General features: G+C 59.0%; 10 protein-coding genes. 6 read left to right on the top strand and 4 right to left on the bottom strand.

The annotated features are described in order from the left end of the window. Positions 1-327 precede the first annotated feature (327 nt). Together QF010_RS22380 and aptA are read right to left on the bottom strand one after the other, a co-directional pair. Positions 328-1821, bottom strand: coding sequence for a CoA-acylating methylmalonate-semialdehyde dehydrogenase (locus QF010_RS22380; RefSeq protein ID WP_033059478.1), 1494 nt, complete (start codon positions 1819-1821; stop codon positions 328-330). 65 nt (positions 1822-1886) lie between these two features. Further along, on the bottom strand, positions 1887-3236 hold the full coding sequence (gene aptA, locus QF010_RS22375) for an omega-aminotransferase AptA (RefSeq protein WP_046044701.1): 1350 nt from the start codon (positions 3234-3236) through the stop codon (positions 1887-1889). Positions 3237-3360: 124 nt separating this feature from the next. On the opposite strand from aptA, the gene QF010_RS22370 reads away from it, so the two are divergent. The 3 genes from QF010_RS22370 (at position 3361) to QF010_RS22360 (ending at position 5606) form a co-directional block, all read left to right on the top strand. Beyond that, positions 3361-4281, top strand: coding sequence for a LysR family transcriptional regulator (locus QF010_RS22370; protein ID WP_033059482.1), 921 nt, complete (start codon positions 3361-3363; stop codon positions 4279-4281). A gap of 85 nt (positions 4282-4366) precedes the next feature. Beyond that, positions 4367-5017 (top strand): TetR/AcrR family transcriptional regulator, encoded by a 651-nt coding sequence (locus QF010_RS22365; RefSeq protein ID WP_033059484.1) that lies wholly within the window; start codon positions 4367-4369, stop codon positions 5015-5017. 7 nt (positions 5018-5024) lie between these two features. Next, positions 5025-5606 (top strand): IMPACT family protein, encoded by a 582-nt coding sequence (locus QF010_RS22360; RefSeq protein ID WP_429533971.1) that lies wholly within the window; start codon positions 5025-5027, stop codon positions 5604-5606. Positions 5607-6186: 580 nt separating this feature from the next. On the opposite strand, the gene QF010_RS22355 is transcribed toward QF010_RS22360, so the two are convergent. After that, a complete protein-coding gene (locus tag QF010_RS22355) occupies positions 6187-6609 on the bottom strand; it encodes a hypothetical protein (protein ID WP_429533970.1) in 423 nt (140 codons plus the stop codon). A gap of 82 nt (positions 6610-6691) precedes the next feature. Here QF010_RS22355 and QF010_RS22350 point away from each other — a divergent pair, with 82 nt between their 5' ends. From QF010_RS22350 to QF010_RS22340, 3 genes are all read left to right on the top strand, one after another. Next, positions 6692-7042 carry a MerR family transcriptional regulator gene (locus QF010_RS22350; protein ID WP_033059605.1) on the top strand — a complete coding sequence of 117 codons (351 nt, stop codon included), beginning with the start codon at positions 6692-6694 and terminating at the stop codon, positions 7040-7042. Between the two features lie 25 nt (positions 7043-7067). Beyond that, a complete protein-coding gene (locus QF010_RS22345) occupies positions 7068-7754 on the top strand; it encodes an SDR family oxidoreductase (RefSeq protein ID WP_429533969.1) in 687 nt (228 codons plus the stop codon). A 272-nt stretch (positions 7755-8026) separates the two neighbouring features. Then, on the top strand, positions 8027-9385 hold the full coding sequence (locus tag QF010_RS22340; RefSeq protein WP_429533968.1) for an 8-oxoguanine deaminase: 1359 nt from the start codon (positions 8027-8029) through the stop codon (positions 9383-9385). 125 nt (positions 9386-9510) lie between these two features. Here QF010_RS22340 and QF010_RS22335 read toward each other — a convergent pair whose 3' ends face one another. Beyond that, complete coding sequence (locus QF010_RS22335) at positions 9511-10599, bottom strand: calcium:cation antiporter (RefSeq protein WP_429511178.1); 1089 nt, start codon at positions 10597-10599, stop codon at positions 9511-9513. Between the last annotated feature and the right edge of the window lie 109 nt (positions 10600-10708).

Here is a 10708-nt window from a genome sequence, read left to right as displayed (position 1 = left end):
GAGGCGAATTCTACAGCGTTACTCGCTGCTGTCAACACCTCTTTTGTTCCGCTTTCGACCGAGAAGATCGAATCGTTAAAAGAGCCAAACCACCCCGCTCTTTCAACTCCTTCTGGGCTTCGATGAACTGAAGCCACTCGCCGTCGAAAACTGCGTAACTCATTGTTTATCAAGGAGTTTTCCGTTTCGACTGCGCCGGAAGTGGGGCGAATTATAGACTTCCAGAATCTGCCGTCAACACCTATTTTCACAGTTCTGTCATATAGGTGAAAAAAGCCCCTGAAACGCAAAGGCCGGCCCCAAGGGGCCGGCCTTCTTCCCTTCTACTTACAAACTAGGGAATGCGAACTGCGAAGCTTCATGGCTTGCCCGTTGTGGCCAGCGCTGGGTAATCGCCTTGCGACGTGTGTAGAAACGCACGCCATCCGGACCATAAGCATGCAAGTCGCCGAACAGCGAGCGCTTCCAGCCACCAAAGCTGTGATAGGCCACCGGTACCGGCAGCGGTACGTTGACGCCGACCATACCGACTTCGATCTCGTCGCAGAACAACCGTGCCGCTTCCCCATCACGGGTAAAGATGCAGGTGCCGTTGCCATACTCGTGATCGTTGATCAGCTGCATCGCCTCTTCCAGGCTGTTAACCCGGACAACACAAAGCACCGGCCCGAAGATCTCTTCTTTATAGATACGCATTTCTGGCGTGACGTTGTCGAACAGGCAGCCACCCAGGAAGAAGCCTTCCTCATGACCAGCCACGCTCAGCCCACGACCATCCACCACCAAGGTCGCACCCGAAGAAACACCGTCTTCTATATAGCCACTGACTTTGTCGCGAGCCTGACCGGAAACCAGCGGCCCCATGTCCAGACCGCATGAAGTACCGGCACCGATTTTCAGCGCCTTGATTTGCGGTACCAACTTGGCCACCAGCGCATCCGCCACCTGGTCACCGACGCACACAGCCACCGAGATCGCCATGCAACGCTCACCGCAGGAACCATAAGCCGCGCCCATCAGTGCGCTGACCGCGTTATCCAGATCCGCATCCGGCATCAGCACCGCATGGTTCTTCGCGCCGCCCAGTGCCTGAACGCGTTTGCCGCGCTTGGTGCCTTCGGCGTAGATGTATTCGGCAATCGGCGTCGAACCAACGAAGCTCAACGCTTTGACTTCCGGCGCTTCGATCAGCGCGTCCACCGCAGCCTTGTCGCCGTGAACCACACTCAGCACACCTTTAGGCAGACCGGCCTCCAACAGCAATTGAGCAATCAGCAGCGTCGAGCTTGGGTCACGCTCGGACGGCTTGAGGATGAAGCAGTTGCCGCAGACGATCGCCAGCGGATACATCCACAGCGGCACCATGGCCGGGAAGTTGAACGGCGTAATACCGGCCACCACACCCAGCGGCTGGAAGTCCGACCAGGCATCGATGTTCGGGCCGACGTTACGGCTGTATTCGCCCTTGAGGATTTCCGGTGCGGCGCAAGCGAACTCAACGTTCTCGATACCGCGCTTCAGTTCACCAGCAGCATCTTCCAGCGTTTTGCCGTGCTCTTCGCTGATCAGCTGAGCGATACGCCCTTCGTTCTGCTCCAGCAATTGTTTGAAGCGGAACATCACCTGCGCACGCTTGGCCGGCGGAGTGTTACGCCAGGCCGGGAACGCAGCCTTGGCCGAGTCGATGGCTTTTTGAATGGTTTCGCGGCTGGCCAACGGCAGCTTGTGGATCGCCTGGCCTGTGGACGGGTTGAACACGTCAGCGGTGCGACCGTCTTCGGTCACCAGTTCGCCATTGATCAAATGCGGGATAAGGCTCATGCAGGGCTCCTGAAAAGTTGTCCACGAGACGCCCTTCAACGGGCGCCTCTATATAGAAGGGAAAATCAGTCGATCTTGTTCAGTACTTCGCCGACCGCGTCGAACAGACGATCAAGGTCTTGCGGCTTGCTGTTGAAGGTTGGGCCGAACTGCAGGGTGTCGCCGCCGAAGCGCACGTAGAACCCGGCTTTCCAAAGGGCCATGCCGGCTTCGAACGGACGCACGATGGCGTCGCCGTCACGCGGCGCGATCTGGATCGCACCGGCCAAACCGTAGTTACGAATATCGATGATGTTTTTCGAGCCCTTCAAACCGTGCAGCGCATTTTCGAAATGCGGTGCGACTTCAGCCACGCTCTGCACCAGGTTTTCCTTTTGCAGCAGGTCGAGTGCTGCCAGGCCAGCGGCACACGCCACCGGGTGCGCGGAATAGGTGTAGCCGTGCGGGAATTCCACCGCGTACTCCGGCGTCGCCTGGTTCATGAAAGTCTGGTAGATCTCGGAGCTGGCAATCACCGCGCCCATCGGGATCGCGCCGTTGGTGACTTGCTTGGCGATGCACATCAGGTCCGGGGTCACGCCAAAGGTATCGGCGCCGAACATTTTGCCGGTACGGCCGAAACCGGTGATCACTTCGTCGAACACCAACAGAATGTTGTGCTGATCGCAGATCTCGCGCAGACGTTTGAGATAACCCTGTGGCGGAACCAGAACACCCGCGGAACCGGCCAGCGGCTCAACGAATACCGCGGCGATGTTCGATGCGTCGTGCAGCTCGATCAACTTCAGCAACTCATCGGCCAACGCGATACCACCCAGCTCCGGCATGCCACGGGAATAAGCATTGCTCGCCAGCAAGGTGTGCGGCAGGTGATCAACGTCCATCATCGCCTGACCGAACATTTTGCGGTTGCCGTTCACACCACCGAGGCTGGTGCCGGCGATGTTCACGCCGTGATAACCACGGGCACGACCGATCATCTTGGTCTTGGTGGCCTGGCCTTTCAGACGCCAGTAAGCACGAACCATCTTCACCGCCGTGTCAGCGCACTCGGAGCCCGAGTCAGTGAAGAACACGTGATTCAGATTGCCCGGGGTCAGGTCGGTGATTTTCTCAGCCAGCTGGAACGACAGCGGATGGCCGTACTGGAAGCCTGGCGAGTAATCGAGGGTGCCCAATTGCTTGGCGACCGCTTCCTGGATTTCCTTGCGGGTATGCCCGGCGCCGCAGGTCCACAAACCAGAGAGCGAGTCGTAAACCTTGCGGCCCTTGTCATCGATCAGCCAACTGCCTTCAGCCGCAACGATCAGTCGCGGATCGCGCTGGAAATTACGGTTGGCGGTGTAGGGCATCCAGTGAGCATCGAGCTTGAGCTGGCTAGCCAGGGAAGTCGGGTTGTTTTCAGGCAAGTTCATGGGCAAAACCTCGCAGGGCAATAAGCGGCATAGAGATCAAAAGCGTTCTTGCAGCTAAATTGCCACGGGGATAAAGTCGGTGAAATCCAACTCTTCTAACGTTCAGTCAGGTCACCACTAAACTATGAGCAGCCGCCGCCCCGATCCGCTGGCGCAAGTCAGTGACTTTGATATCCGCCTGCTTCGGATCTTTCGCAGTGTGGTGGAGTGCGGCGGCTTCTCGGCAGCGGAGTCGGTGCTGGGGATCGGCCGCTCGGCCATCAGTCAGCAAATGAGCGATCTGGAACAGCGCCTCGGTCTGCGTTTATGCCAACGCGGTCGCGCCGGGTTTTCCCTGACCGAAGAAGGTCGCGAGGTTTACCAATCGGCCTTACAACTCTTAAGCGCGCTGGAAAGTTTCCGCACCGAGGTCAACGGCCTGCACCAACACCTGCGCGGCGAATTGACCATCGGCCTGACCGACAACCTGGTCACCCTGCCCCACATGCGCATCACCCACGCCTTGGCGCAATTGAAGGAACGCGGGCCGGACGTGCAGATTCAGATCCGCATGATCGCGCCCAATGAAGTCGAACAAGGCGTGCTCGACGGTCGATTGCATGTCGGCGTGGTGCCGCAAGCCAGCGCGCTGTCGGGGCTGGAATATCAGCCGCTCTATAGCGAGCGCTCACTACTGTATTGCGCGGTCGGTCATCCGTTGTTTTATGTCGACGATAAACAATTGGATGACGAGCGCCTCAATAGCCAGGACGCCATCGCCCCGACCTTCCGTTTGCCCGCGGAAATCCAGGCCCATTACCAGGCGCTCAATTGCACCGCCAGTGCTTCGGACCGGGAAGGCATGGCGTTCCTGATCCTGACCGGGCGCTACATCGGCTACTTGCCTGACCACTACGCCAGCCTCTGGGTGCAGCAAGGCCGATTGCGTGCGCTGAAACCAACGGTGCGTTTTTATGACCTGAGCCTCGCATCAGTCACCCGCAAGGGCCGTCGCCCGCATTTGGTGCTGGAAAGTTTTCTGGAGAGTCTGGCTGCGACACGCTAGGTTTTATCGCGTCAGGACTTGTCTGATGCCTGTGGGTGCGCTATCAACGCACTGGTTGTACCCACCCACTTGTCCGGAAGTGCCTATGACCTTTGAAGTCCCCGCTCACGGCGGCAAACCTGCCAGCCGCATTCGTCAGAAGAACGAAGAGACCATCATCAAAGCCGCCGAAGACGAGTTCGCCCGTCACGGGTTCAAAGGCACCAGCATGAACACCATCGCCCTGAATGCCGGGTTGCCCAAGGCGAACCTGCATTACTACTTCACCAACAAACTCGGTTTGTACGTGGCGGTGTTGAGCAACATCCTCCAGTTGTGGGACAGCACCTTCAACACCCTGACCGCCGAGGATGATCCGGCGGAAGCGCTGACGCGTTATATCCGCGCCAAGATGGAATTCTCCCGCCGTCAGCCGCAAGCCTCGCGGATCTTCGCCATGGAAGTCATCAGCGGTGGCGAGTGCCTGACCGAGTACTTCAACCAGGATTATCGCGCCTGGTTCCAGGGTCGGGCGGGCGTGTTTCAAGCGTGGATCGACGCCGGCAAAATGGACCCGGTAGACCCGGTAAACCTGATCTTCCTGTTGTGGGGCAGCACCCAGCATTACGCTGATTTCGCCACGCAGATCTGCCGCGTCAGCGGTCGCACCAAGTTGACCAAGCAGGACATGGAAGACGCTGGCGACAACCTGATCCGTATCATTCTCAAGGGCTGCGGCCTGACGCCAACGATCTAAGACACTTATGCCTTTTACCCTCAGCGGTTTTTGCGAGTACCGCGAAGAGATTCGCAAAAGCCGCTTCATCACTTTCGCCGCGCCGATCAGCAGCCCTGCTGAAGCCCAGGCGTTCATCGAACAGCACAGCGATTTGAATGCCTCGCACAATTGCTGGGCCTGGAAGCTTGGCGACCAGTACCGCAGCACTGACGATGGCGAGCCTGGTGGCACCGCGGGCCGGCCGATTCTGGCGGCAATCGACGCGCAGTATTGCGATCAGGTCGCGGTGCTGGTGATTCGCTGGTATGGCGGCATTCAACTCGGCACCGGTGGCCTCGCCCGGGCGTATGGCGGCGGCGCCAACAAGTGCCTGCAAGCGGCGGCAAAGGTTGAACTGATCAGTCGGGTGCCGGTGAGTTGTACCTGTGCTTTTGCAGAATTGCCGCTGGTGAAGCTTCGGGTGGCGGAACTGGGTGGATTGGTGGTGGAAGAAACGTTCACGGCCAACGGTGTAGACCTGCAACTGGCCATCGGCGAAAGCCAGATCGATACCCTGCAAACGCAGCTGGCGCACTTGAGCCGCGGACGCATTTTGTTGCAGCACTAATCGCACCAACAACGTTCACAGCCCTTTCGTCGAACCGGTGCATTTGCCCACATCTACTGTGCACCCGGCTGTGGATAACCTGAGCACACCCGGCTGTAACCCTTCTGTCATGCGGCTTTGCGGGCTTTGCTCACTTTTCGTCCAATCCGCCATCAAAAAAGCTAAATCCACGTAAAAACAATCAGTTAGCGTGGTTTATCACCTTTAGAAGAAAGCCACGCAGTGCTTATGCCCGAGCTTCGGGCTTGCGCACAAATACTGTGGAGCAATCTGTGGATAACCCGTTCATGGCTGTCGCCGCCCCATGCCCGGCATGGCTTGCCGTGGGTTGCTCGTTTTTTGACCAAACACCCTGAGCAAAACCGGAGCCCGATCAACGGCTTTGCCCTCAAGTGGTGCCAGGTTCGGGATCGACATAGGGCGAGGCGCTGTCCTCAAAGCCTTTATCTGTAACGCTTTTGATTTTTCCTGACTCAATGACCAGGAAATTGTTTTATCCACAGGCATCACTTCAATCGACCCGAGCCTGTCATGCCCAACCCCGTGCCGACCCCCGATCCAACACCTCGTCTGCAATTGCTCAGAGCGCGGGCAAGCCTGCTCCCGAAAGCGTCCGAACAGGCAACACCTGAGCAACGCCCCACGCCAATTCAAAGAACAGGAAAATCACCAACAATGAGCTGGCGCCATGGACCAGGGCATACAGCTGCCAAGCCGAAAACAGAAATCTGCCGACTGCGTCATACCGCCCAAACACCTGCTGCGGATCACGAATCCGCAGCACCGCCCAAACACACACAATCGACCCCAACAGATTGGCCATCAGCAGGTGCATCGGCTCAAACGGCGGCAGCTCGCCAGGCAAGTTGAACGCCTGACTCACACTCAACAAAACGCCATGAAATGCCGCAAAACTCCACGGCGTGACAAACGCCACCATGACGATCAAGTCATACCACGCGCTACCCTTCACCAACCGGCGATATTGCGTTGAAGTCCACATCCTTCGTGCTCCATAAATTCAGGGAGCAACAAGGCTAAAGCCTGGAGTATGCTCCAGGGTCAAGCCCTCTCGAGATGTCATGATGCGCATCGGTGAATTAGCCCAGGCCAGCGCCGTCAGCCGCGACACGCTGCGTTTCTACGAGCAGCGCGGGTTGATTGCGGCGCAACGCAGCGCCAACGGTTATCGCGACTATCCGGCGGACATGGTGCAACTGGTGCTGTACATCAAGACCGCTCAGCGGCTGGGATTTACCCTCGGCGAGATCGGCAACAGCGTCGCCGCGTTATGGCACTCGCCCGATCCCGACAGCGCCGTCACGCAATTGCTGCAAGACAAACTCAAACTGATTGAAACCCGAATCGACGAACTCGGCGCGCTGCGTCAGGAGTTGCAGCAACGACTCGGTCAACGTTGTCCATTGAATCCGTGATCCTCATTTATCAAGGAAGCCACTCATGTCTACGGCAAAAACCGCACTCATCATCGGCGCCTCCCGGGGCCTGGGCCTCGGTCTGGTAAAAACCCTGCTGGCCGACGGTTGGCAAGTCACCGCCACCGTGCGCAACCCGCAGAACGCCGAAGCCTTGCAGGCCTTGGGCAAGGTGCGGATCGAAAAACTCGACATGGACGACCAGCAGGCGGTCATCGCCCTGAGCCAACAACTCAAGGGTGAAGTGTTCGACCTGTTGTTCGTGAATGCCGGGGTCAAGGGGCCGGAGGTTCAGACACCGGGCGGTGCGACGTTGGCCGAAGTCGGGCAACTGTTTTTCACCAACGCCGTGGCGCCGATCAACCTGGCCCAGCGTTTTGTCGGGCAGATCCGTCCGGATACCGGCGTGCTGGCGTTCATGAGTTCGGTGCTGGGCAGCGTGACCATGCCGGATGCGCCGGAGCTGGCGTTGTACAAGGCCAGTAAAGCGGCGTTGAACTCGATGACCAACAGCTTCGTCACTCAATTGGGCGAGCAGAAACTCACCGTGCTGTCGCTGCATCCGGGCTGGGTGAAGACCGACATGGGCGGTGAAGGCGCTGACATCGATGTGGAAACCAGCACGCGCGGATTGGTCGATCAGGTGAACGCATACACCGGTAACGGCGGGCATCATTTTGTGAATTACCGAGGCGAAACCATTCCCTGGTAATCACCACCATCCCCCCTGTAGGAGTGAGCCTGCTCGCGATGAGGCAGTGTCAGCCACATCAATGCTGAATGACACGGCCTCATCGCGAGCAGGCTCACTCCTACAAGGATCATTCCAAACAGGGATTTGTGTTGTCTGGTCGGCCGGAGCTTGCCGGCCGAGCGGTTTTGTTTGAAACTCCGCACCTCGTCCCCGCGACGACCCTGGATCAGCAGACAGGGTAATCACTGAGCTGGCTAACCTGAACCCCACTTTCAGAGGAGCCGGCCAACATGCCTGCGACCCGTACCTGGTTAAAAAATCCCCTCGCGATCTTCGCTGCCAATGGCCTCGATGCCCGTGGCGGCCTGGTGCTGCAAGACGGTTTGATCGTCGAAGTGCTCGCCGCTGGCCAGCAACCTTCCGCGCCCTGTGGACAAGTCTTCGATGCCCGCGAGCATGTGATTCTGCCGGGACTGATCAACACCCATCACCACTTCTATCAAACCCTGACCCGCGCCTGGGCACCGGTGGTCAATCAGCCGTTGTTCCCGTGGCTGAAAACCCTCTACCCGGTCTGGGCACGCCTCACCCCTGAAAAGCTCGCCCTCGCCAGCAAAGTCGCCTTGGCCGAATTGCTGCTGTCTGGCTGCACCACCGCGGCCGATCACCATTACCTGTTTCCGCAAGGCCTGGAAAATGCAATCGACGTACAAGTCGAAAGCGTTCGCGAACTGGGCATGCGCGCCATGCTGACGCGCGGTTCCATGAGCCTCGGCGAAAAGGACGGCGGCCTGCCACCACAGCAAACCGTGCAGGAAGGCGAAGTAATCCTCGCCGACAGCCAGCGCTTGATCGCCGAGTACCACGAACGTGGCGATGGCGCTCAAATCCAGATCGCCCTCGCGCCCTGCTCACCGTTCTCGGTGACCCCGGAAATCATGTCGGCCAGTGCCGAACTGGCGAACAAACTCGACGTGCGCCTGCACACTCACCTGGCCGAAACCCTCGACGAAGAAGACTTCTGTCTGCAACGCTTCGGCCTGCGCACGGTGGATTACCTGGACAGCGTCGGCTGGCTCGGCCCGCGCACCTGGCTGGCTCATGGCATTCACTTCAACCCGGACGAAATCGCTCGCCTCGGTGCCGCTGGTACCGGGATTTGCCATTGCCCGAGTTCGAACATGCGCCTGGCTTCCGGCATTTGCCCGACGCTGGATCTGACCGCTGCCGGCGCATTGCTGGGCTTGGGTGTGGACGGTTCGGCGTCCAACGATGCGTCGAACATGATGCTGGAAACCCGTCAGGCGCTTTACCTTCAGCGGCTGCGTTATGGCGCCGAGAAGATCACCCCGGAATTGGTTCTGGGGTGGGCGACCAAGGGTTCGGCGAGTTTGCTCGGGCGTACCGATATCGGTGAACTGGCGGTGGGCAAGCAGGCGGATCTGGCGCTGTTCAAGCTCGATGAACTGCGCTTCTCCGGCAGTCATGATCCGGTGTCGGCGTTGCTGCTGTGCGGCGCTGATCGGGCAGATCGGGTGATGGTCGGCGGCAAGTGGCGGGTGATTGATGGGCAGGTTGAAGGGCTGGATCTCAAAGGCCTGATCGCCAATCACAGTCAGGCGGCCCGGCAGCTAATCGCCGGAACCTGATTCAACACAAATCAAAACTGTAGGAGTGAGCCTGCTCGCGATAGCGGTGTGTCAGTCGACATTGAGGGTGTCGGACACACCGCTATCGCGAGCAGGCTCACTCCTACAGGGGATTTGTCGTGGGGCTAGAGACCCAGCAGCGACAACATGATGAATGTCGCAAACAACACAAAGTGGGTCATGCCTTCGATGGCATTGGTTTCGCCATCGTTGAGGTTGATCGCGCTGACGATCAGGGTGAGGAAGATCATCACCGTCTGCACCGGGGTCATTGCCATCTGGAACGGCTGGCCGGTGTAGAGCGCCATCGCTTCCATCACCGGCACCGTCAGGATCACCGTCGACAGCGACGCGCCCAAGGCGATGTTGACCACCGACTGCATGCGGTTGGCCAGAGCCGCCCGCAACGCCGTCAGAATCTCCGGCGCCGCCGAGATCGCCGCCACCAGGATCGCCGTGATCACCGGCGGTGCGCCCGTCCCTTCCAGGCCCAGGTCGAGGGTCTTGGACATCACTTCGGCCAAGGCGCCGATGACCACCACGCCGAATACCAATGTCCCGATACTCAGCCCCAGATTGATGGGCTCAGGTTCTTCGTTCGGGACTTTATTACGGCGTTTTTCCGGGTAGCTGTAGCTGAAGAAATAACTGTGCGGCCCGACCTGCATGCGCAGGAACAAGGCGTAAAGCACGACCATCGCACCAATGGTGAACGCCGAATAGAGTTTCCAACTGGCCTCGGGAATGAACTCCGGCACCACCATGGAAACGCCCATGGCGGTGAGGATCATCACGCTGTAGCTGCGCGCCGAGTCGTCGTTGTAGGACTGTTCGCCGTGCTTGAGCCCGCCCATCAACGCAGCGAGGCCGAGGATGCCGTTGATGTCGAGCATCACCGCCGAGTAAATCGTGTCGCGTACCAGGGTCGGCGAGGCTTCGTTGCTCATCATGATCGCCAGGATCACCACTTCCACCAGCACGGCGGCCAGGGTCAGGATCATCGTGCCGTAAGGGTCACCGACTTTTTCGGCCAGCAGTTCGGCGTGATGGGCGACGCGCATGGAGGCAACGACGATGAAGGCGATCAGCACCAGGCCGGCGGTCAGTGCAATGGGCTGACCGCTGTGCAGCATCCAGTGTTCCAGCGGATAGGCGACGATGGCGGCGAGCAGGGCCAGCAGCAGAAACTTTTCTTGCTTGAGGAGTGTGAGCATTGCGGGCCTTTTTTGCCGACTGAAGCGAACAGAGTGATGAGCTACTGACTGCGGGGCGGCACTAACGTTTCGTTACACCTTAGCGCACCAGTGGATGGCAGCCGTGCCA

The sequence above is a fragment of the Pseudomonas silensiensis genome, from assembly GCF_050434865.1.
In the GTDB taxonomy this organism is placed as follows: domain Bacteria; phylum Pseudomonadota; class Gammaproteobacteria; order Pseudomonadales; family Pseudomonadaceae; genus Aquipseudomonas; species Aquipseudomonas fluorescens_W.
The sequence above is the reverse complement of the archived record's forward strand: the minus strand, read 5'-3'. Positions and strand labels throughout refer to the sequence as shown.

Coding starts and splice junctions, on each gene's coding strand:
- QF010_RS22380 (WP_033059478.1), bottom strand. CDS start 1,821: ATGAGCCTTATCCCGCATTTGATCAATGGCGAACTGGTGACCGAAGAC.
- aptA (WP_046044701.1), bottom strand. CDS start 3,236: ATGAACTTGCCTGAAAACAACCCGACTTCCCTGGCTAGCCAGCTCAAG.
- QF010_RS22370 (WP_033059482.1), top strand. CDS start 3,361: ATGAGCAGCCGCCGCCCCGATCCGCTGGCGCAAGTCAGTGACTTTGAT.
- QF010_RS22365 (WP_033059484.1), top strand. CDS start 4,367: ATGACCTTTGAAGTCCCCGCTCACGGCGGCAAACCTGCCAGCCGCATT.
- QF010_RS22360 (WP_429533971.1), top strand. CDS start 5,025: ATGCCTTTTACCCTCAGCGGTTTTTGCGAGTACCGCGAAGAGATTCGC.
- QF010_RS22355 (WP_429533970.1), bottom strand. CDS start 6,609: ATGTGGACTTCAACGCAATATCGCCGGTTGGTGAAGGGTAGCGCGTGG.
- QF010_RS22350 (WP_033059605.1), top strand. CDS start 6,692: ATGCGCATCGGTGAATTAGCCCAGGCCAGCGCCGTCAGCCGCGACACG.
- QF010_RS22345 (WP_429533969.1), top strand. CDS start 7,068: ATGTCTACGGCAAAAACCGCACTCATCATCGGCGCCTCCCGGGGCCTG.
- QF010_RS22340 (WP_429533968.1), top strand. CDS start 8,027: ATGCCTGCGACCCGTACCTGGTTAAAAAATCCCCTCGCGATCTTCGCT.
- QF010_RS22335 (WP_429511178.1), bottom strand. CDS start 10,599: ATGCTCACACTCCTCAAGCAAGAAAAGTTTCTGCTGCTGGCCCTGCTC.